We start from the raw sequence: 21280 nt of genomic DNA, 5'->3' as shown, positions 1-21280 counted from the left end.
GTCTTTTTCCTCCTTTAAAGCTTCCAAAATAAAAGGTTCTGCCCTCCTCTGCATATAATATAAGAGAAGTGCAGCCTTATTTATAAAACTGAACGTAAAAATAAAAAATTCTTTTCTCGCTATGTATACCAGCAAGGACCTCATCCCTTTTTGGTGAAACTGTATGCCAGTCCTAATAACCCTATAATCATTGAGCCGAACATCAACATCAGTTGAATTGCAGTTCCGATATCAATCATGATTTTCCCTCCCTACTAAAAATGAATCTCGTTGTCTTTTTCCTCCTTTAAAGCTTCCAAAATAAAAGGTTCTGCCCTCCTCTGCATATAATATAAGAGAAGTGCAGCCTAATTTATAAAATTGAACGTAAAAAACAAAAAATTTCCCTCACTATGTATATCAGCCAAGGGTTACACTTTTAAAGTGATGGATCACATCTAAAAAGAAGAAACTGGGTGGATTTGAATCAGCCTGTCCAGGGGCAACGGCCAAGGAACAAATGTTAATGCTGTTTTGCGGCAGCTACCGTGTTGTTATTCAGAATAGGTTTAGGAATCAAAAAAATGGGCCATCCTGCTATTAAGGGAGGGCTTTAAGATGAAATGTAAACATTGTGGGAAAACAGTTCGTGTAAGCAAAAAAAGGCATCTAGAAAGACAAAAATTATGCTTTGATTGTTATAAACTGTGGAACAAGATAGGGAGAACATGGGGGAAGTCCGGTTGATTCACTAATAATGGATCTTCCCCTGAATTTTCACTGGAATGATTCTGTAGTCGTCATCTGTATTGTACTTCTTTTGGAACCAGTCAATTACACTCTCATTGTTAACTGCCATTTCGATTATCTTGGCTGCAAGCATTGTCTTTGTCATGCCACAAGATATGGCCAACTTTTTTAATTTTCGGTGGGTGTCTTGATCTAATGAAGAATTAACGCGAGTTTTTTTGTCAGAACGCTCTTTTCGAATACCCTCAACACTTACTTTCTTTTTCACTTCTTTCCCCCCTATTTATAAAAATCAGATTGAAATTTAAATTGATTATCTCACTAACACTGTTACACATTTAATCTGTAAAGGTGTTACTATGTTATTCTGTTACTCTTAAAAATATGCTGTTATTTCAAGGATTCATCCTCCCTCAAACAAAAAGTTCAATGTCGTTAACCTTTTTGAAGGGACTTTAAGAAGCGAAATCAATGGAAACATGGTAGGGAGGACCACGAAAGAGCTATAATGCGGAAATGTGAATACGGATCTTTGCGTGAAGGCAGTGAGACGGCGGCAGCCTCCTGCGCGCGGAAGAATTGAACAGAATGGGAACGGAGGTCGTGCAATCGTCTGTCCCAGGTTCCAGAACAAAACTGCGGGTAATTAGAGGTCTGCAGCGGACAGGGAGAGACCGGCGATAAGAAAGAGCTACGCCGGGTTTTCAGGTGAAAGAAGAGAGGCAGCCATAGAAGGTGGCGATCCGAGGAAAGACAAATAGGTTAGCGCGGCAGGAAGGGAAATGGAATTGTAGCTGCCTGCCAATGAAGGATTCGGCATGGAGGATCGAGTCAGGATCCCCGGAAGAGTAAGGAAACAGTTACTCAGAAAGTGAGGAGAGAAAGCATTTCAACTGCACTGTGCATTATTCGTTAAGAAGTGTGATAACGGATATTAATGCAGCCAGCATTAAAAGAATTATAATGGCCAAATAAACCCACAGGATAGCATTGAAGGGGTTGAGAGGCCTTTTTGTGTTGTCTTCTTCCCAGTTTACGTTTGTACGGTTATTGGATCTGAACTGTATCAGCTGAATTATATTCAAAAACACAGATATAACTAATGCGACTGCCAAAGATAGATTCAAAGTTTCAACCTCCCTTAGAATAGAAGCCCTGGCGGGGAGTCAACCAGGGCTGGATATTAATTTGATGGACGTCGTTTTTTGGTCATTTTAAAGGCAAAAAAACCGATTACGCCCAATATCGCAAGCGAGTACAGCGTTCCAACAACTGAAGTCATTAAGGTAACCATTTAAGCACTCCCTTTCAGCATTTAGTTAGTGCCGGTTTGCAAGTTTGTTCCTTGTGCTCTTGCAAATAAATACGTCTGCCATTCTCCCCCCCATGGGACCGTATTTAATGTTAGTGTATACCTTGCTTCCGCCTTATAACCATATCTTTTTTCCTTTTTTCTTGGAATAGTGATTTTGTCCCTTTTCACTGTATAAGGAGGAGTGACTAAATACCAACCCTCATATGCTTTTTTGATTGTTGCAAGTTTAGTTTTTTTGTTGACATTGATAATGACCCAGAAGCTGAAGTTTAGAGATACTCCATACCAATAGACTTTCCACTTGTTGTCTCCATATTTCAACTTGTAGGATGCTTGAGTTTTAATTTCAGATCCGTCCTCGTCAATTGGAACTGCGCCTAATACACCAACAAAGTTGTTGTTTTTATCATAAATTTTCTTTTCCTGTATTCCTTCAGTCAAGTCGAATGTTTGTGTGTTTTCTTTGAGGGCTTTCAATTCAGCAAGTTGTTGAAGTTCTGTAGAAGTAGTTGGTGTAAAGAAGTCTGTTTCTTTTGCCTCTGTCGGGGCTGAAAAACCAAGGACAGATATGGCCAGTACAGTAACGAGAAATAAGGAGAAAAATCTTTTAAGCATTGCGAATCTTCCTTTCTGTTATTTTAGGCTCCCCAAACCAATTTACCATACTGGAAACTTATTTTGTAAAAAAAGGAAAGGTTTTCGTTTGTCCGCAACTTTTTTTGAAACCGGCGATCGATAATTCTATTTCGGCATCACGAAAATTTTTAGTCATCGCTTTACAAAAGTTTAATAATTAAGAATTGTGTGTTAATCTTTAACATAAAAAGGGTTAGATTTGGAAAGGAAGGATAATCGTTGGAGACTATTCCGTCTTCTGAAGTAGGAAATAAAATAAATCGATGGTACAACGAAATACAAAAATTAAATGTAATAGAAGCAGAACGACTTAAAGCGGAAGTTCGCTTAGATATTGAAAAAATGGAGGAAGATCAGGATTTACTTTCATATTTTCAATTAATGAATTTCAGACACGAAATAATGTTGGAATACCTGTTTCCGGCAGAGAAAAAAAAGAGCTTAGCAGATTATCTTAGGGAAATAGAGGGACAGGGAAGAAAATTATCTGGCTTGCTGGAATACTATTCATCTTTCTTCACCGGAATGTATCATTTTTCCCGGGGGAAGTACATAAAGTCGATTAAGTCTTATAGAGTAGCAGAAAAAAAGCTGAAGAATATTTCAGATACAATCGAAAAGGCTGAATTTTATTACAAAATGGCTGAAGTGTTTTATCACATGAAGCAAACCCACATGTCGATGTATTATGTTTCTTTGGCTCACGACATCTATAAAGCCCATGATGCTTATGTGATTCGAAGAATCAATTGTCTATTCGTCGTTGCAGGGAACTATACTGATCTTTCAACGCATGATCAAGCATTACCTCACCTTTTCAATGCTTTGGATACCGCGAAAGATATTCAAAACAAACCAATGATTGTGAAGGCCCTTATAAATGTGGCGTGTTGCTATCATGCTATGGAAAACCCATCAAAAGCAATCGAATACTTTCATAAGGCAATTGAAGTGGCGGAAGAAATAAAGGCTAAAGAGTTGACGCAGGCATACTACGATTTAGCCCTAATTCATTTCCGGAATAACGAAAATGTCGAAGGACGGAAGTTTTATAACAAGGCGCTTAAAAGCGCCAGGTTATTTGAAGATGAATTATTTCTGTATCTGTTGAATGTTTTAGACGCCCTCTTTTTAAAAGCAGCCAACAAGGAAGAAGTCCTTGAAGCGATGAAACCATTACGAGATAGTCGCGGATACCCATATCTAGAAGAACTGGCATTAGAGGCGGCCCTATTCTATACTAGGAATGAGCGGCCAAATGATTCCATATTCTTTTATGATCAGATGGTGCAGGCTCAGAAACAAATTAAAAGGGGCGACTTTCTGTATGAAATCTAAGCTGTTTCTTTCGCTGACCCTTGCTGTGGGCTTGTTGGTCGTATCAAGCGCTTCAATTCACACATCTGTTGAACAATACGGAGGGTTTTCTGTGGCTTCCAGGTTCGCAACTTAATGGTATCGGGCAGGTTATTTTATGACCTGCCTTTTTTAGAATAGAGACAGCGATGAAAAAATTATATTTGTGACACCCCAATAACATCTTCAAATTTAATTAGATGGGTGTCTCCTTTTGAATCCACAACATGAAATACCTTGCAAATCTGATTTATGTAATGGATATGGCCCTCTATTTGAATGATCTCTCCAGTATCTGGTCCATTTAAAAAAGGCAGTGATTTAAAGATTGAAAATTGGACTGTAGAGTTAAATTCCATCGCTTCACTTATGTCCCTTTCCATGTCTTCTATTTGTGCCATGTCAAGCGCCGGCCTTTTTACTTTATTATGGTTATTTTCTAACTCGCGAAGCAAACTGACGTGCTCTGGTAGCATCATTGATGTCCATTTGATTGTCCCTCGATCTTTTAGTTTTTCATCCATCAGTCACCAACTCCTCCAATAGAGTATACAAGAACATTTGTTCTATTTCAATTTATTTTCCTTTTTCGACTCATAATTGAAATTGATGACACCAATGATATTGATAATATCTAAATTATAAATAATATGGATACTAATGATAGTTCAAGTAATAGCGATAGCTGAATTAACATTGTTGATATCCGTTATACATTGTCCATCTCTTTTTCGAACTTAACATTACAATCACCACAAACGACATTAACTTCTTTTTTTGTTGATCGTATAATTAATTCGCACTCCGGACAGATCCATTTATAAGAGCTTTTTTTTCGCTGGCTGCTCTCTCGTGTAGTCGTGATTACAGATTGTGCTTCATCGGGGGAAATCCCTTCATTTAAAGCCTTGAAATATACAGATCCCTTTCTCGAAATCACAAAGACATCTTTATTAATTTTAAGTTTTGATATACGATCTTTTGCTTTCTGACCTATTCTTGCATAGGTCCATCCGTGTATGGGATGGGGTTTTTCTTCCTCATATTCAAAACCGATCTCCAATACTTTTTGTTTAAAGTGTTTATTATGATAAGTTCCATTTCGGCTAGTGTCTTTAATGCCTTTTATCAAATGATATAAATGAACCATTTCGTGAAGTAGAGTATCCATTGTTTCAAAAAAATCTAAATCCAAAAACTCTGCAGAAAGATTAATTTCGTACATCTTTTGAGATCCTGTTTTGTTTCCCCATACAGGACTGATAGTACACCACCCCATTGAATTTCTTTTATGTCCAGATGATTGAATGGTTATAGCCGGCATCGGCAGTTCATCGTTAAAAAATACTTTATTAAGTAAGTTGAAAGCATTGTGCAATTCTCGTGTCACATCTTGGATTGTTATAATCTTCATTTTTATATCTCCCATTATTTGATTTGTCGAGTTTCTTCCTATTAAATAGACAGCTCGATTAAATTTCTCCCTTAGTCAGATTGATAAAGTTCGAGCAATTCAATTGAATGAAATTTTGGGATATTTCTAAGTGTATGAAAAAAATTGAATCATATGGTTCAAAAAAGTATACCATGGCGAAAACTGTATTTCCAAAAATTCGTGTCCGTAAAAGTATACTTTTACGGACAATTATTAAACCTAAAATTTCGATTATATTTTTGTTCGTAAAAGTCTAAAAAACACTTTATGAATATTCGTTAATTTTATATACTTTTACGAACACTTATGGTATAATTCCTTTAGAAAAAATTCCTTTAAAAACCTCAATTTATAAAAAATGAATCGAAATTGAATATATACATATTAAAGTAATTAAAAATTAATCTTAGTATTTTGATGTATTATTAAGCAAATAATATCTTGATTATTTAGATAAATAGCTATTTTCAGAATAGGGGAGATATAGAAAAAATGAAACAGCTTAGTTTATTCAGAGAAATCATAGTAGACAATTTTGCCGGTGGCGGCGGGGCCAGTACCGGAATAGAAATGGCTACCGGCTTTTCAGTTGATATAGCTATCAATCATGACCCTGCTGCGATTGCGATGCACAAAGTAAACCATCCTGACACCGAACACTATTGTGAGTCAGTTTGGGAAGTAGATCCGAGGGAGGCAACAAAAGGCCGGCCAGTTGCTTTATGTTGGTTTTCGCCGGATTGCAAGCATTTTAGCAAGGCAAAAGGCGGCAAACCCGTTGAAAAGAAAATCCGAGGCCTTGCCTGGGTAGCTGTTCGATGGGCGGCCACAGTACGGCCAAGAGTGATCATCTTGGAAAACGTCGAAGAGTTTCAAACGTGGGGGCCATTGACGAAAGAAGGCCTGCCGGATCCGGAGAAACAAGGCAGCACATTCCGATCATTTATTAGAGCGTTGCAACGTCAAGGATATAAGGTGGAATGGAAGGAGCTAAGGGCCTGTGATTACGGTGCGCCGACTATCCGGAAACGGCTGTTTTTAATTGCACGACGGGATGGCCGGCCGATCGTTTGGCCGAAACCGACACACGGAGATCCGAAGAGTTCTGCAGTTAAAAAGGGCATTCTTAAACCGTGGCTCACAGCTGCAGACATCATTGACTGGTCACTTGAAACACGCTCAATTTTTAATAGAGAAAAGCCATTATGCGAAAATACGATGCGTCGTATCTTTAGAGGTATTCAACGTTTTGTAATTGATAGCTCTGGTGACAATTTCAGAGGTCAGAAAATTGATAAGCCCCTGCAAACTATCACAGCCAAAAACGGTTGGGGAATTGTGTATCCAATGCTTGCTCTCAAGGAATCAATGATTGCTACAAGTCATTTAATAAAGCTGCGCGGTACATGTAGGGATGGTCAAACAGTATCATCGCCAATGCCCACAATAACCGCCGGCGGGTTGCATGTAGGGGAAGTAAGGGCATTCTTAACCAAATATTATGGTTCAGATACCGGACAGTCATTAGAAACCCCTTTACATACCGTTACTACAAAGGATCGGTTTGGCTTGGTTACGATCAAAGGCGAAAATTATCGAATTGCTGATATTGGTATGCGGATGCTTGAGCCTCATGAATTGTTTGCTGCCCAGGGATTTCCGGCAAATTATGTGATAGATAGGGACATAAACGGAAAGAAATATTCAAAGGCTAAGCAGGTTGAGCGCTGTGGAAACGCTGTACCTCCACCTTTTGCAGAGCATCTTGTCAGAGTGAATCTCCCAGAGTTATGTGTACATGAGCATGTGACCAAATTTTCAGAAAGAGCTAATTAAGGGGGGATTAAGTGAGCTATTTAGAAAGGGCCTCTATATTTTTAATATTATTATGTTTTGTAACATTAGGTATTAGTTTCTTTTTTGCATTACATAGTGAAAAGGAATTTGAAGAAAATGCTGTTGTTTTGAATGGAATAATTAAAGATAAAGTGGTTAATGAAGGCAACACATTTATAAGTGTTGATCCGGCTATGTTTGCAGCAACAGGTGTTCCAATGACTACAACAGAGAAGGGGATCGATGACTATTTTTTAATTGTCGATGTGGAAAATAAAGAGTATAAGGTTTCAACGTCCTCTGATGCTTTCAATAGCAAAAAGGTAGGCCAAAAAGTGAAATTGAAAAAATATAAAGATGAAATTAAATTAGCTAACTAGAAGAATAAAAGCAAAGCAGGTGGAGCGATACGGAATCCGTGCAGGAGGGAAGAAATGGAACCTATTGAACGAAGCCATCTTATAACCTGGTTAAATCTTATGAGTAACCTTAATATCGATTATTTGGAAAAGTTGTCAGACGAGGAATTAAAAAAACAATATAAACTGGAATGGATGACTATTAGTGAAGAGATAGTAGACGCGTAACAGTTTGCCTACGGGTGACGCCTATATTGTATTCTGCCACGAAGTCGAAAGCTTACTATCAAAAGGATTTAAATTCGGTTGCTTTGTAGACGCGGGAGTAGCAGGAACCAAAGCTGTTGAGGGCTTCGGCCCCCTTATAGAAGCCGAGAAGGGGAGGAAATATGGCATATAGGGTTTTTGACAAGCGCACGGATGAAACGATTTTCGAAGCGTTTGAGAGTGAAGATTGTGTGTGGTTCATCGAATGCAACTATGATGAAAACGATGACGATTACGAGCATATTTTCATCGAGAAAATAAAGTAGCGGCGGCAGCCGGGAAGGAGAATGAGGGATGAAAACTCAAAAACCATTTAAATTTAAGGTCGGGCAAGAAGTTGTATGGACTGTCAATGATGGATTGGTCAGAAAAATAGATTTAAGGAAAGTGGAAGATGGTGTGAATTGGTATAGACTTCAAGGTGATGAGTTTAATACTTGGATTCCAGAAAGCTCCTTGAGGGAGGCGGCGGGGTGAATTACGCACAATGCCCGGAATGCGGGAATAAGTAGATCATCGAATATGGAGAGGAAACTTTTCAATATGAATGTTCTGCGAGGACAGGGAAGTTATTGCGGAGGTCGATTGAGGAAGGCGGCTGGTGTGCTTTCAAATGCCTTTACGGTTGGGATAGCTATAAGGAACCGTTTGAAATTCTCCTAAGTCAGACATTCTACTTTTCCCAAGAGAATTAGTATAAACGATCCTAAGAAAAGGAAATTGACTTTGAAGTCAAAGATAGGTTAAAGTCAGCATGAATGAGGGCTTTCAATATACATAAGCAACATGGAGGCGTTATTTATGTCTGGCAAGAAAATTGGATATATCAGGGTAAGCGATAAGGATCAAAATGAAAATAGACAATTAGATAGTATGCTTCAGGAAGGAATTGATGAAAGAGACATATTTATCGATAAACAAAGTGGGAGGAAGTTTGAAAGAGAAAACTATAAGTTAATGAAGCGTTTTCTTAGAGAGGGTGACGTTCTGTATGTCCATGAATTAGACCGTTTCGGCAGAAACCAAAAAGAAATTTTAAAGGAATGGGATGACATTACACAAAACATAAAAGCAGACATAAATGTAATGGACATGCCATTGTTGGATACCCGTATGTATAAGGATAGCTTAGGAATGTTTGTTTCTCAGTTGGTCTTGCAAATTTTATCTTGGACAGCTGAAAAAGAGTACGATTCGATTAAAAAGCGTCAGCGAGAAGGTATAGAGTCTGCTAAAGCTAGGAATGTAAAATTCGGCCGGCCAAAAGCCGAAATTAATGATGATTTTATTAATGTTTATAATCGTTGGAAAGCAAAAGAAATAACAGCTACAGCAGCAATTAAGGAATTGGGTATAGGAAGGACAACATTTTATAAACTTGTTAGCGAATATGAAGATAACAAAACGACTGATGAATAAAAGCAAATTCCACAGTTATAAGTAAATTGAAAGGACAATATTTCTAATGAATAAAGAAGTTATATTTAACGAGATTAAAAGCAGCATAGAAAATGCGGTTAAGGGTTTAAACTTAAAAAACCTAACAAGCACAAAAGAATTCATTATACAATATTTGAATTTTTTAGAGGAGCTTAAAATTTTACCGGAATCGATAAGAGAAAATAAGTCCAAAATGATAGATGAGGGAAATGGAACAGTCAAAACCTTCATTGAAAACACAGACACTAAGGTCAAATTGATCAATCATTCACAAATTGAAGAATCTGTACGCTTTGACCCCCGACTTGAGGGAGCTGCGATTCAAGAAGACCATGGTCAAAACACCGAAAAGGATTTACTCGATGATTTTAAAAATTATGAAGTTAAGGAGTGGCAGCTAAGCGGGGGAGCAATTGCTGTAAACAAAAAGGGCTTGAAACAATTCATACCTGAATCTGTGGTGAGAAATCAAGAGATCCACCTTGCAGATATTGTGCGAGTAACAGATATTGATCAGTACGGGGTCAAAAAGAATTTTAAATTAATAAAGAAGGGTGACGATCCTAATAAATATAAGGACGATAGAATTGTCTATCAAAAATGTGAAGTTGAAATAGACGATGGCAGATTAGTTGTTAAAAAAGATATGTACGGCAATGAAATAAAAATAGACGAAGTTCCTTTTACTTTTGTTATTAAAGACCACGATCGAACAAACAAAAATATTGAACCAGGTCACTGTGTTGATATAGCTTTCTATGAGGGGAAAGCACATGAAGCTCGTGTTATTTGGCGGTATTCAGATATAATGGTTGGATGACCAATATTTACTTGCAGCGAATCACTTTGTCGCAGCTTATTCTTACTATATGATGGTAGTAAAATTAAGCTGAAACGAGGTGATTTTTTGTTTTTGTCGCCAATGTTGTTAGAGTCTGTAAAAGAACCGTTTAACTCTGAAGAATACATCACAGAAACTAAATTTGACGGAATCCGCCTGCTTGTGTCCAAGTATAACGGACTGATTCGCCTCTATACGAGGCATAAAAACGAGGTTACCGCCAAGTTTCCAGAGCTTTTGACGATAGATATACCGGACGACACTATTTTAGACGGCGAGCTTATTGTACCAGGTTTAACTGGTGCCGGCGACTTTGAAGCTGTCATGGAACGATTTCAGTCGAGGAAAAGCAACCATCCCATAGTATTTTGCTTGTTTGATATTCTCCGATTGGATGGTGTTTCGGTTACATCTAAACCATTGTATAAACGGAAAGAGCTACTGGCCGGACTTAAAATCGATCATCCTAATGTTAAGGTAATTGATGGAGTACGCGGCCATGCTATAGATTACTTCAGGTTGGCTTGTAACAGCAATATTGAGGGAATCGTTATGAAACGTGTTGATTCGACTTATACGGAAAACAAACGTTCAGATCGATGGCTGAAGGTCGTTAACTATGAATATACGGATGTTTTGATAACGGGATTACGTAAAGAGGATAATGGACTGCTGCTTTCATATTTAGATGGGCAATATGCCGGCATTATGGAGTTTATGCCATATGATGCACGGCGTAAATTTCACTCTGAACGGAAAGAAGTTAACGAAACGGATAAATACGTTTATATTGAGCCGATAAGATGCCGTGTAAAACACCGGTATAAGACGAAAAATGGTCTGCTGCGGATTCCTTCATTTCATGAGTGGCGTTGATTCAGCAGGGGCAATATCGTATTCTTATATCGGAGGTTGAGAAGGCATGGAATACGAAACCAAGGGGTACGACATCACGATCATATATGACTATAAAGAGTACCCTGATTTACATCATGGTCGCTGTGATAATTGCGACTATACACTTTTTAAAAGTTCGGTGAAGGACGGCGTTTTTTTGCGTGAATGCCGCAGATGCGGGATGAAAAAGAGTATATAAAAAGAAAAAGCTCGGCTTAATCAGGGGGCTTTTTCTTTTTATATTGGTTAAAATGGTTTGAAAATTGAGTTTTGCAACCAAAAAGGGATGCCATCAAGACAAATGGAGAAATTATTGGTACAATAACCATATCCTGCGGGCGTGACAAAAAAATACCCGGAGGTAATATAATGCACAAATTCGCGAACAATTTAATAAAAAAATTCTTGAGGAACGAGGCAAAAGCCAGACGTATTTTTGATTGGGTGCTAAAAATCGGAAATGCGTGTTGGCTGATTACCAAGTTTTTCACTAAATAAACACCTTAGTTGTCCGTTGCTTGCTGTGATCCCAAACAGCTGATTTTTGGAAATGAAAAGTAAGCAGGTTTGGTTTGTGTTTTCCCAGAACGCAAGGATGTTTTACTGTCACTATCCCGCAGCCAAATCCCACACTGCTTGCTTTTTATTTATATTATGTTATTCCCTGAAAATGACCAAAATATACAGAAAAAACTCCTGGTTCCCACGCCAAGAGTTTTTTCTTTGGAGATAATTAAATTATTCGCGAAAAATTTAATCAAGGAGCCACCTTCGAACTCTTAAATTCCCATTTTTAAGAATTCACTCCTTATTGTTTTGATTGTGGTCCACTATCACAAGAACCAACAATCTTGAGTCCTCCCCCACAAGTCTCCCAAACTCTAAAACGGAGGAATTTGATTCCATGATGATAAAGAAATGTGATAGTACTTATAATATAACATATTTGATCAGACTTATAAAAGTGTGTGGCTCATAATTTAAATAACCGTTATTCCTAGGAAGAACTGACGAGGCCGCCGGGATCCCCAGTACGGTTCCCGGCAGGCGCCATGCTGCCGGCAGAACCGGCAAAAATCGGCGGATCGAGAATAGCTAGATCCTGACCAGGCAGCAACGCTCACTGATTCTGGCAAAGAATCGTACGATCGGCGGGGAACTGATCTTCAGCTGCACTGGCTCCCAGGAAGAGCCGGCTGTATTGAAGAGCTACATCCAGTTCCTAAGTATAGCCGATCCAGAAGAATCCGGAGAGAAAAGAAAATTCGGAAACGCGATCTTCAGCTGTTCTGGTTTCGACTTCTATTCTTCTCTTCATATCTATTGTGTTCAATGTTTTACTTTGACTTCATTCGCACCATACTCGATCCATGATTCAACATCTTCATTGTACTCAGCGGCAGCTTCTTCCTCTGTCAACCCGTCCTGCTCGATTCTTTCTTCAATGCTTGCAACTCCACACATTCTTTCATAGCTTTCAAATGCTTCACATGCTTGCTGTCGAGCGATATTTAACGCCTCCTGGTAGCTTTCATATTCATAAGCTTCATCATCTTTTGTAATATCGTTAATTGTTCCACCTACTCCGTAGTATATTTTGTATTTCGGCATTGTTATTTCTCCTTTTTCTCTAAGAATTCCTGCACTTCGTTCTCTTCGATGTTTTCTTTAACTAGCGTCAAATCTTTAACATTGTCACCGATAAAGTTATTTAGAAGTAAAGTGTTTTCGTGCTAAATAATCGCTCAAAATATTGTTCAGATCGTTTTCGTTATAGCGTGGCAAGTTCCCGGCCACAAAATATTTCTTTATTTTGGATTTCCGGATCCTTCTGTTTAGTAAGTCATTTGTACATTCAAATTTTTCTGCAGCTTTAGTGGGGCTTAACAGCTTTTTCGGCCAATTTTCAATTTGAAAAGCCTCTTCACTATCCCCTAAACAATAATAAGAACTCCCCGTAAGGAATGAAAATACATCGGAACGTTTATATAATTTATGGTTTCGAAAAAGTGATGCCCTTGGATGATTTGGGTAAAACTCATTTAGAGCATCTTTAGCTCTTTTGTTCAACCATATGTATTCTGCTTTTATATGGCGTTTAACCCAAAGGACAGATACATTTAAGTATGCAGCTATTTCTTTGTTATTGAGGTTGAAGCCTCGCTCTATTTTATCAATGTATCGATCGGCTAGTTCCTGTAAAGACCCTGTTTCCGGAATGTCAACGTGATTATCAGTTATTTTCATGATGAATCCTACCCTATCTTTTAATGTTTAACAGGCGTACATCTAAATTTCCCAAAACTATGATGACTTCTGCCGTAATAAGTTTCAGTAACTTTAAAAGTTCCCCATATTTCATCCGTAAATATGTCCCCTACCCGTATATCAACATTTTGAGTAAGCTGTTGAAGTAATGGCTTTTCATTTTCTTCATCAATAGTAAAGAATTCTCCCTTTTTAACTAACATCTGATCATCCCCTTCCTACATATAGGGTATCATGATACCCTATAATAAAGCAAAAAAAGATTGCCCATATCCCAAAAAAACCATCAATATAAAAATCCACCTTACCCAAGTCAACAAGATTTTTTCTTCTCTACGAACTGCTTCTTTTATGCAAAAAAAATCACCCTTCATCAGGTGATTTCACGAAAAAAGCTGAAGAATAAAATATATAGCAGCGATAATGCCGGATAAACCTAACAAAAAATATACTGCCTGTTTAAAAATACTAGCCAAAAACAAAATTGCTATTATAAAAAGCATACTCTTTACAAGAAACGATGCTATAAATGGCATAAAAGCTAATACGATAACCATTAAAATCACCGGTATAAGTGCCTTATACAATAGCTTGTGTTTTTTAACTTGATTTGAATAGGTTTTTCGTGCAGCTTGTTGCATAAAAGCACCTCCAGTTTCACATTACTTTCCTTTATTATACCATGATCGTTAATTTATAACAATACGAACTTTCTTTACTAAAGTAAACTTTTGCTTTATAATTTTAAAGAGGTAGGGAGGGATTATATGTACTCTAAAGAAGAAATTAGGGTTAATGTTATGAGTAGACAAGAAGCTGAAGATTATTTAGGTTTCAGCAAACAAAATTTTCAATCTAAATTAGACAACAATGTCATTCCGATCTTCAAAACGTATATCAAAAAAGGAGGAAGTAGACCAATCCATTTTTTTTGGAAGCCTGATCTCGATGAATATAAAAAAGCAAGACAGATTCTTGGCCATGACAAGAAGTAAACATTTTTTCTACTAACATTGATGTACTCGCTTCAAAAACCTTCAAAGTTGCCAGCTGCCGGCATAAAGTTAATTTTCCAACCAGTAAACCGGCATATTTATTTCTTTGGGTATTCTCCGGCTAAAAAAATCTATTAACACATTATATTTTTCTAATTGGTGGATAGGACGATTACACGAAAAACACATCTCAACTTTATAACAACAAAAAGACCTTGTAGGGTCTTTTTTTATTGCTACTATAGACTCCACTTTATATGCTTGGTAGCACAGATGATATCTGTCACATCTATAATTGCAATAACAATGATATTATCGATATTTCTTTTAATATTAATAATATCAGTGCTTTTCACTTCAACTATATTATTAATCGTAATAACTGTCATTCTGTCCTTAATTGTATCAACGTCAACGATATTATTCGCATCATTACTGATCTTACGATCATCATTAATATCTTTATCCTTTGTATTCGTTTTATCATCAGATGCATTAATATCATTTGATATCTTGCATATATCAATATGATCATTATTGTTTATATCATAGTTATCATTTCTATCATATATCACAATGTCATCATCAATACTATTTATATCAATTCCATCATTAATGAATTTAAGATCAGAATTATTATACTTATTCTTTATATTCGTTTTATCATCTGACACATTAATATTATTTGGACTCTTACATACTTCAATATGTTCATTATTATTAATATTATTGTCATCATCAATACCATAAATCATAATGTCGCCATCAATATCATCTGTATTAATAATATCATTATTAATCTTACTATATATATTAATATTATTATCCTTAATATTCTTTTTATCACCTGAAACATCAAAATCATTTGATATCTTACATATATCAATATGATCATTATTATTTATATTATTGTTATCATCAGTACACCTTATAGCATATGAATCTTAAAGTTTACAAATACGGTTGATATCATAAATAATATAAATGATATTTATATCACTGAACACTTAGAAGTTATACATAAGAGAAGTATTCTTTTGCATAATGATATTATTTCTGTAATTAATATCATTATTAATTTTGATATATGTAATGATATTAATATCACTTATATCATTTATGTTGCTTGAATCACTAATATAATTCACAACAATAGAATCATTGATATCATAAGAGTTATAGACTATATTAATATTAGCGATGTTTCGTGTGATGCTTATAACATTATTCTTAAAGATGCTACTTGACTTGTTTACTTTTGTATAATATACTTTTACTAAAGTAAAATAAAAGGTGGTTATAATATGAATCAATCTCCAAATGCAAACGTAGCAAGTGAAGATAAACAAACTAAATATGCCAAAGTTATTAATGTAGCCAATTTTAAAGGAGGTGTTGGTAAAACAACAACCACAACTCTAGTTGGTAACGAGCTGGCCAAAGCCGGTTTTAAAACATGCGTATTGGACTTAGACCCTCAAGCAAATGCAACAGATATCCTTTTGCTAACGGGAAAGTTATCTCAACCGGAGGAAACCATTTTTTCCGGGTTTAAAAAGCGTGATTTGACAAACTGTATTGTGAATATTAAGGAAAATCTCGATTTAATTCCTGCGGATCTAGATTTAGTCGGTTTCCCACTTTTTCTCAATGAGATTACAGGAAATGACCTTTTTAAACGCGCTTTCTATTTAGATCACTTACTTCAACCAATTAGAGAGTTTTATGACTATATTATAATCGATGTACCGCCTACAATCAGCGATTTTACAAATAACGCAATCATTGCTTCTGATTACGTATTAATTGTTATGCAAACCCAAGAAAGATCGCTCTCTGCTGCGGAAAAATTCCTTCCGTATCTTCAGGAAATGGTTGATACCTATAACGCCAATATTGAGGTACTCGGTATAGTGCCAGTCCTAGTCAAAAACAATGGAACTGTAGATAACTATATCCTTGATGAGGCAAGGAAAACCTTTGGAGACAGCCTTTTAAACTCGACTATAAAAATTAGAGAACGTATTAAGCGATTTGACATTAACGGAATTACAGAAGAAGATGTACATGATAAAGAGGCTCTTGGACTCTTTAAGGATCTTACTGATGAAATCTTAGAAAGGCTTGAGGAAATATGACCAAACCCTTAAATAGACAATCGAAAAGCTCGACTGCAGTTAATCCATTTACGGCAGAATTAAAGACTGAGCAAACCGACAAAAGTGCAACACCAAGCAAAAAGAAACAAAAGAATGATATCCCCAAAAAGACTATGAGAGTGTCGGTTCCTGTTCACGACAAGATTTCAATTCTTCATGATATTATATTCCTCGGTGAATCCGATCGACACATTTTAGAGGAGACACTAGATCGCGCCCTGGACAAATTGATTAATTCTCTTGATGAAGAAGAAAAAGCGATGTTTAATTTGATGATCAAAAAAAGGACTGGAAAAGGCTTAAAAGCAACGGATAAAAAATAAAAACAGACTCATAGTGGGTCTGTTTTTTGATAGCCTGTTGATTCAATAATTGGGAGGAGAAAATTTCTTCTAAATCCAAAAGTATTTTAAATCGAGTAAAATTATGATAGAATAACCTCAGATATTGTTTAAAGATGCTAAAATTTGATGAAAAAAATCCACCTAGCGGATACTCATTTAACTGACAGCGGCCAAACTGAGAAGTTAAATGAGCCTTTAAAAGGCGGATTCATTCTTGTATATTTACTTAATTACATATTAACACTTTTTCATGCTATATACAAGTTGAATTCCTCTTTTGCTCTCCCTTCGGTGGAACATTTGGAGGCTTAAAAATGAGTGAAAAGTTAAACTTAAAAGGTAATTCGGATGAATTAGTTTACTACAAGACATTACCTACCGGAAAAAAAATCGGTCGCACACGTGTTAAAAATGGAGAACAAGAATTATATTACGTTTCGGAAACAGAAGAACATATTTTAAGTGAGAACCAGGTGAAAGAATTTCAGCTTGATAAGTTTGGTGAGCATATCCCTTATATGGATGGCCATTTAACAATCATCAATAACTATTTTTTTGACTTCTGGGGATACTTTTTAGGAGCAGAAGGAACTGCTCTCTTTGCTCATTTAAAGCGCTATGCATATGGAAATAAGGATTTTTGCTATCCAAGTGTAGATTTAATCTCTTTGAAAATGGGAAAAAACCCGGTAACTGTACGAAATTATATGAAACTGTTAGAGAAGTACGGGTTTATTTGGAAAATCAATGTTAGAAATAAAACCCGGGACTATACAGAAGAATCTCCGATATTTAAAATTCGAAAAAAGGTCCCGTTGCTTCCTGAAGAGCTTATCTATGGAAACCCTTTAATCGAGATTGATAACGATGAAGAGCCTTACATGAAGAAAGCACTTAAAAAAGAAAAAGAGGGCCTCCCTAAAGCTTTACGAAAAGCACATGATGAATTTCTAGAATCAATGAAAGATGAATCTGAAACAATTGATATACCGAAATTAATTGAATATGATGCTATTTATCAAGATATTTTAAGCAAAGGCAAAATTAGAAAGACTATTGCAAAACAGATGCCGCAGCCGTCATCAGCTTTTAACAAAATTCCAATTTCAGAAGAAGAACTGGCTGTAACAGAAATATTAAAGGACCAATTAAAAGATAAAGTCTCAAAACCATCTTACGAAACTTGGTTTAAGAATATCAAACTTAAATTTGAAGGTCCTGTTTGGGTAATCCTAGTCCCTAATGACTTTGCACATGATTGGATATCTCAAAGATACGTATCGCTTATAGAGGAGATATTAAAAGAAACCCAGGGGCAAGTGAAGAGGGTTGAAATTAGGACAATCAAATAATCATTAAAGAACTGCTGAAAATATTTCAGCAGTTTTTTTGCGCTAATATCAATAAAGATTAAATTTTGAAGAGTCTATGCTTAATATTTAATGAGGTCTAATTAAGTTTTAATATGACCCTACTTAAAATTTAATGGATACCCTAATTAAATTTTAAGCAGGGGTCATTCATAAGAATATTCTCTGATTTCAATACCGATTAAATTTTAATCAGGGTTACTTAAAATTTAACTAGTAATTTATCCACAGATTTCTCTCCCCCATTAAATTTTAAACCCTATTTAGATACTGATTAAAATTTGATATGGGGAGGGCTTAAATTTTAATCCAAAATAAAAACAAGTTTTTAAGAATCTTTTAAAACATAATAAAAAAGCTTCGCTTATGCGAAACTTTTTATTTGTTCTTTTATACTTTGCGTTAATTGTTTTCTAACCATAAATTGTATTCTGGTTTCAACAATTTTTTCGGGGATCCTAAAACGTTCAGATGCCTGTGTGATAAAGTGTTTGTTTGAGAAGTCGATAAACCTAAGCATATGATAAGGAATGGCTTCCAAACAACATAGCTCTTGCGCTTCTTTATCTTGCCTTCTGTATTGATCTGAGTCCATTTCTAAATGATTCCCAGAGTGCAGTAAGATATGGGAAAACAATTTGTGGAACTCATAATTTCTTTCTTTCTCGTCTGCCCTCCGATTTAATAATATGATTTTTGTATTACCGTCTGTATATGCAAATGAAGTCGTACTCATTTGCAAGTCAATATTAAACCTTTCAGCAAGGATTTTTGGCTGTAAATCAATTGGAGTTTTTATTCCCTTTTGCAATAAAAGATTAGAGACACTTATTTCTAGCCTGGATGGCAAGTAGCCCATGAAGACTACCTCCTTTCATTTTTTGTAATTATGGTGGGTATTATGACTCATTATCGCTTTCTTATTATTTAACATCCAAGTTGTTAATTCAAGTAATCAATTCTCTTTTTCACTACGGTTGTACTTAGCACGAAGTTTTAACAGTTCGATTTGCTCTTTTAAATGCCTAATATCATCATCTGTTAATCCCTCCAGATCAAAAATAAATAAGTTGCTTCCCTCATCGATGTTTTTCTTTTTTTCTTCATCTTCTAATTCGGCAATATAACCAATCATCGTTAGCAATTGATCATTTGGAATGTGCAAAGCCCTTGCAAGCTTTTTGAGAGCATTAGCAGATGGATACGTTTTCTTCCCGGTTTCAAGCATTGAAATATAACCAGCTGATAAACCGGATTTCTTAGCAACCTGTTCAAGTGTCATGTCCCTCATTTTTCTTAACTGACGCAAATACACACTAAACTTAAAGTTCCCTTTATTGGACATTGAGAACACCTCTCGATCTAATGTTGTTTTATGTATAAACGGTTTCACTTATTTTCACTGAATTTGAATAAGTTTTAACCAAGTTTAAAAAAATATTTACTATATTTAAATTTTGTGCTAACCTCAAATATATGGAATTTTGGAGAAAGAGGTTTGCTTATGGCGAAAAAAAGTATTTATTTATTAACTGAAAAAGGCGCGGAAGAAATTGAGCTTTTTATCGCTGCCAGTAAGATAACCCAGCGTGAATTCTCGGAAAAGATTAATGTAAGCCCGTCTTATGTTTCCCAAGTTTTGACCAGAAAAATCAAAGTAACAGCAAGAGTTGCTTATAAAATTACTGACGGAATAAACAAAAAAAACCCACGAGACTTATTTGAAATCTGTACTGAAAATGAAAAATGAAGCAACTTTTTTAAACAGGAATTTTACTGTATTTAAAAAAATGAACTAAAAAATTAACCCTATATGTAATAGTGTCAAGAATTTCTTCCAACCTTTAAATTATAGCATGCCCCACCTTCCTTATAATACACCATATGTAAACCGCCCTCAATAAGCTGGATATTTTGGAATCAAATACAAAACTTTTTACTTTCGTAAAAAAAGACTTTACAAAAGTAAAATAATCAATTATTATAAGGATGTGAAGTTAATGTTCACCGCAACAGATCCTCAGCTAATTGATGAAAGAAGAACAATAACGAACGTAATCGCAAAACTGAAACTATATGAGGTTGCTCGATTACGCTTAGAAAATGATGATTTACCTTCAACTACGAGCAGCTACCAGTTAATACCGGTATGCAATAACCAATTCAACAGTTCAGTTGAGAATTATGTTCAAGAACGGGAGGAGATGATTGAATTTGCAAATAAAGTGGCTAAGGCTATTAATCGATTGGAAAGAGATTTAAGGTTAATTATTATTGAAAAATACATTATGAAGAAGCCTAATCATCAAATTGCTGATCGACTCTGTATTAGTCACCGAACACTTTATAGAAAAAACAACAAGGCTTTGGTGCAGCTAGGTATTGCTCTTGATTTAGTATGCTGGAAAAATTAAACTCACTGCCGATATAAGATTTGGCGGAAAAATTATTTAAAAAAGAGGGAGAGATTTAAATGAAAAACTCAAAAAAAGTAGTTAAAGGTGTAATGGCAGCAGGAATTATTCTCGGAGGTGGTTTAACAACTGCAACAGTACTGCCACAGACTACATTTGCAGCACTTGGAGATACAGCAGAAGTATATCATCCTGAAGATAATCCAGGTAAAGCAACAATCACAATTTCTCAAAAGAACACAGAGGATAATCCTGCATACGTTTCAGGCTACCTCGGCCAATACTTTAAAGGGTACGCTCACAAAAGTGCGACAGGTCAGTGGCAGTATCATGTTGATGGTTACGGATCGAAAGAAGGAGTTTACAATACTGTAGTGGATGGCCAAGTATTGAGAGTCTATATGTCTGAAGGGAAGGAACAAGGGGCCTTTGACATCACGATCAATGTTTCAAACGACACGACTGATAGCAACAACGGATCCGGCGGCACGACGCCAAGCAAAGGGACTAACGACAACACAAACGGATCCGGCGGCACGACGCCAAGCAAAGGGACTAACGACAACACAAACGGGTCCGGCGGCACGACACCAAGCAAAGGGACTAACGACAACACAAA

At 36.1% G+C, this 21280-nt stretch carries 29 protein-coding genes and 1 pseudogene; 18 read left to right on the top strand and 12 right to left on the bottom strand.

Annotated features, from left to right (window positions below; translation table 11 throughout):
• Nucleotides 1–140: 140 nt before the first annotated feature.
• The 3 genes from QMZ64_RS22380 to QMZ64_RS22370 form a co-directional block, all read right to left on the bottom strand.
• Entirely contained in the window at nucleotides 141–239 is a 99-nt protein-coding gene (locus QMZ64_RS22380; protein ID WP_219989354.1) for a putative holin-like toxin, read from the bottom strand.
• 491 nt (nucleotides 240–730) lie between these two features.
• Nucleotides 731–997: a hypothetical protein gene (locus QMZ64_RS22375; protein ID WP_089030053.1), complete on the bottom strand. Its 267-nt coding sequence runs from the start codon at nucleotides 995–997 to the stop codon at nucleotides 731–733.
• A gap of 1047 nt (nucleotides 998–2044) precedes the next feature.
• Complete coding sequence (locus QMZ64_RS22370) at nucleotides 2045–2659, bottom strand: DUF5626 family protein (RefSeq protein ID WP_089030051.1); 615 nt, start codon at nucleotides 2657–2659, stop codon at nucleotides 2045–2047.
• 240 nt (nucleotides 2660–2899) lie between these two features.
• Between QMZ64_RS22370 and QMZ64_RS22365 the strand changes: the two genes are divergently transcribed.
• A complete protein-coding gene (locus QMZ64_RS22365; RefSeq protein WP_301441601.1) occupies nucleotides 2900–4018 on the top strand; it encodes a Rap family tetratricopeptide repeat protein in 1119 nt (372 codons plus the stop codon).
• Nucleotides 4008–4133: a hypothetical protein gene (locus tag QMZ64_RS22360; RefSeq protein WP_301441600.1), complete on the top strand. Its 126-nt coding sequence runs from the start codon at nucleotides 4008–4010 to the stop codon at nucleotides 4131–4133. Before QMZ64_RS22365 ends, QMZ64_RS22360 begins: the two co-directional genes overlap by 11 nt.
• Before the next feature lie 61 nt (nucleotides 4134–4194).
• Here QMZ64_RS22360 and QMZ64_RS22355 read toward each other — a convergent pair whose 3' ends face one another.
• Nucleotides 4195–4515 carry a YolD-like family protein gene (locus tag QMZ64_RS22355; protein ID WP_089030060.1) on the bottom strand — a complete coding sequence of 107 codons (321 nt, stop codon included), beginning with the start codon at nucleotides 4513–4515 and terminating at the stop codon, nucleotides 4195–4197.
• Between the two features lie 230 nt (nucleotides 4516–4745).
• The gene (locus QMZ64_RS22350) at nucleotides 4746–5450 is read right to left on the bottom strand and encodes a SprT-like domain-containing protein (RefSeq protein ID WP_250635473.1); all 705 of its coding nucleotides are present in this window, start codon (nucleotides 5448–5450) and stop codon (nucleotides 4746–4748) included.
• Nucleotides 5451–5963: 513 nt separating this feature from the next.
• Here QMZ64_RS22350 and QMZ64_RS22345 point away from each other — a divergent pair.
• From QMZ64_RS22345 to QMZ64_RS22305, 9 genes are all read left to right on the top strand, one after another.
• The gene (locus tag QMZ64_RS22345; RefSeq protein ID WP_145644088.1) at nucleotides 5964–7307 is read left to right on the top strand and encodes a DNA cytosine methyltransferase; all 1344 of its coding nucleotides are present in this window, start codon (nucleotides 5964–5966) and stop codon (nucleotides 7305–7307) included.
• 11 nt (nucleotides 7308–7318) lie between these two features.
• Nucleotides 7319–7687, top strand: coding sequence for a hypothetical protein (locus QMZ64_RS22340; protein ID WP_145644089.1), 369 nt, complete (start codon nucleotides 7319–7321; stop codon nucleotides 7685–7687).
• A gap of 54 nt (nucleotides 7688–7741) precedes the next feature.
• Entirely contained in the window at nucleotides 7742–7894 is a 153-nt protein-coding gene (locus tag QMZ64_RS22335; RefSeq protein ID WP_128739529.1) for a BH0509 family protein, read from the top strand.
• Between the two features lie 161 nt (nucleotides 7895–8055).
• Complete coding sequence (locus QMZ64_RS22330) at nucleotides 8056–8199, top strand: hypothetical protein (protein WP_182014086.1); 144 nt, start codon at nucleotides 8056–8058, stop codon at nucleotides 8197–8199.
• Nucleotides 8200–8227: 28 nt separating this feature from the next.
• Nucleotides 8228–8410: a hypothetical protein gene (locus tag QMZ64_RS22325; RefSeq protein WP_145644090.1), complete on the top strand. Its 183-nt coding sequence runs from the start codon at nucleotides 8228–8230 to the stop codon at nucleotides 8408–8410.
• A 324-nt stretch (nucleotides 8411–8734) separates the two neighbouring features.
• Nucleotides 8735–9352 (top strand): recombinase family protein, encoded by a 618-nt coding sequence (locus QMZ64_RS22320; RefSeq protein ID WP_145644092.1) that lies wholly within the window; start codon nucleotides 8735–8737, stop codon nucleotides 9350–9352.
• A 46-nt stretch (nucleotides 9353–9398) separates the two neighbouring features.
• Complete coding sequence (locus tag QMZ64_RS22315) at nucleotides 9399–10193, top strand: hypothetical protein (protein WP_145644093.1); 795 nt, start codon at nucleotides 9399–9401, stop codon at nucleotides 10191–10193.
• 87 nt (nucleotides 10194–10280) lie between these two features.
• The gene (locus QMZ64_RS22310; RefSeq protein ID WP_301441599.1) at nucleotides 10281–11090 is read left to right on the top strand and encodes an ATP-dependent DNA ligase; all 810 of its coding nucleotides are present in this window, start codon (nucleotides 10281–10283) and stop codon (nucleotides 11088–11090) included.
• 46 nt (nucleotides 11091–11136) lie between these two features.
• Nucleotides 11137–11310, top strand: a complete 174-nt coding sequence (locus QMZ64_RS22305; protein ID WP_139264006.1) for a DUF8096 family protein — start codon at nucleotides 11137–11139, stop codon at nucleotides 11308–11310.
• Between the two features lie 1130 nt (nucleotides 11311–12440).
• Here QMZ64_RS22305 and QMZ64_RS22300 read toward each other — a convergent pair.
• From QMZ64_RS22300 to QMZ64_RS22285, 4 genes are all read right to left on the bottom strand, one after another.
• Nucleotides 12441–12722 (bottom strand): hypothetical protein, encoded by a 282-nt coding sequence (locus tag QMZ64_RS22300; protein WP_145644095.1) that lies wholly within the window; start codon nucleotides 12720–12722, stop codon nucleotides 12441–12443.
• 96 nt (nucleotides 12723–12818) lie between these two features.
• Nucleotides 12819–13358 (bottom strand): hypothetical protein, encoded by a 540-nt coding sequence (locus QMZ64_RS22295; RefSeq protein WP_145644096.1) that lies wholly within the window; start codon nucleotides 13356–13358, stop codon nucleotides 12819–12821.
• A 20-nt stretch (nucleotides 13359–13378) separates the two neighbouring features.
• A complete protein-coding gene (locus QMZ64_RS22290; RefSeq protein WP_145644007.1) occupies nucleotides 13379–13582 on the bottom strand; it encodes a hypothetical protein in 204 nt (67 codons plus the stop codon).
• A 180-nt stretch (nucleotides 13583–13762) separates the two neighbouring features.
• A complete protein-coding gene (locus tag QMZ64_RS22285; protein WP_145644097.1) occupies nucleotides 13763–14020 on the bottom strand; it encodes a hypothetical protein in 258 nt (85 codons plus the stop codon).
• Nucleotides 14021–14146: 126 nt separating this feature from the next.
• Here QMZ64_RS22285 and QMZ64_RS22280 point away from each other — a divergent pair, with 126 nt between their 5' ends.
• Nucleotides 14147–14374, top strand: a complete 228-nt coding sequence (locus QMZ64_RS22280; protein ID WP_145644098.1) for a hypothetical protein — start codon at nucleotides 14147–14149, stop codon at nucleotides 14372–14374.
• A 239-nt stretch (nucleotides 14375–14613) separates the two neighbouring features.
• On the opposite strand, the gene QMZ64_RS22275 is transcribed toward QMZ64_RS22280, so the two are convergent.
• On the bottom strand, nucleotides 14614–15129 hold the full coding sequence (locus QMZ64_RS22275) for a hypothetical protein (protein ID WP_301441598.1): 516 nt from the start codon (nucleotides 15127–15129) through the stop codon (nucleotides 14614–14616).
• Nucleotides 15130–15678: 549 nt separating this feature from the next.
• On the opposite strand from QMZ64_RS22275, the gene QMZ64_RS22270 reads away from it, so the two are divergent.
• The 3 genes from QMZ64_RS22270 to QMZ64_RS22260 all read left to right on the top strand — a co-directional run bounded on the left by QMZ64_RS22270 (nucleotide 15679) and on the right by QMZ64_RS22260 (nucleotide 18229).
• Complete coding sequence (locus QMZ64_RS22270) at nucleotides 15679–16512, top strand: ParA family protein (protein WP_025810481.1); 834 nt, start codon at nucleotides 15679–15681, stop codon at nucleotides 16510–16512.
• Complete coding sequence (locus tag QMZ64_RS22265; protein WP_025810483.1) at nucleotides 16509–16856, top strand: hypothetical protein; 348 nt, start codon at nucleotides 16509–16511, stop codon at nucleotides 16854–16856. The genes QMZ64_RS22270 and QMZ64_RS22265 overlap by 4 nt, the downstream gene beginning before the upstream one ends.
• Before the next feature lie 335 nt (nucleotides 16857–17191).
• Nucleotides 17192–18229 (top strand): DnaA N-terminal domain-containing protein, encoded by a 1038-nt coding sequence (locus tag QMZ64_RS22260; protein WP_025810484.1) that lies wholly within the window; start codon nucleotides 17192–17194, stop codon nucleotides 18227–18229.
• A 382-nt stretch (nucleotides 18230–18611) separates the two neighbouring features.
• On the opposite strand, the gene QMZ64_RS22255 is transcribed toward QMZ64_RS22260, so the two are convergent.
• On the bottom strand, nucleotides 18612–19106 hold the full coding sequence (locus tag QMZ64_RS22255) for an ImmA/IrrE family metallo-endopeptidase (RefSeq protein ID WP_301441597.1): 495 nt from the start codon (nucleotides 19104–19106) through the stop codon (nucleotides 18612–18614).
• Between the two features lie 96 nt (nucleotides 19107–19202).
• A complete protein-coding gene (locus tag QMZ64_RS22250) occupies nucleotides 19203–19592 on the bottom strand; it encodes a helix-turn-helix domain-containing protein (RefSeq protein WP_301441596.1) in 390 nt (129 codons plus the stop codon).
• Between the two features lie 159 nt (nucleotides 19593–19751).
• On the opposite strand from QMZ64_RS22250, the gene QMZ64_RS22245 reads away from it, so the two are divergent.
• From QMZ64_RS22245 to QMZ64_RS22235, 3 genes and pseudogenes are all read left to right on the top strand, one after another.
• Nucleotides 19752–19997, top strand: coding sequence for a helix-turn-helix domain-containing protein (locus QMZ64_RS22245; RefSeq protein ID WP_025810487.1), 246 nt, complete (start codon nucleotides 19752–19754; stop codon nucleotides 19995–19997).
• 250 nt (nucleotides 19998–20247) lie between these two features.
• Nucleotides 20248–20661, top strand: a complete 414-nt coding sequence (locus QMZ64_RS22240) for an ArpU family phage packaging/lysis transcriptional regulator (RefSeq protein ID WP_025810488.1) — start codon at nucleotides 20248–20250, stop codon at nucleotides 20659–20661.
• 59 nt (nucleotides 20662–20720) lie between these two features.
• A pseudogene (locus QMZ64_RS22235) lies at nucleotides 20721–21280 on the top strand (hypothetical protein); the annotation flags it as partial.

It is taken from the genome of Bacillus sp. LB7, from assembly GCF_030449715.1.
Taxonomy (GTDB): Bacteria; Bacillota; Bacilli; order Bacillales; family Bacillaceae; genus Bacillus; species Bacillus paralicheniformis.
This window is presented reverse-complemented; position numbering and strand designations above follow the sequence as displayed.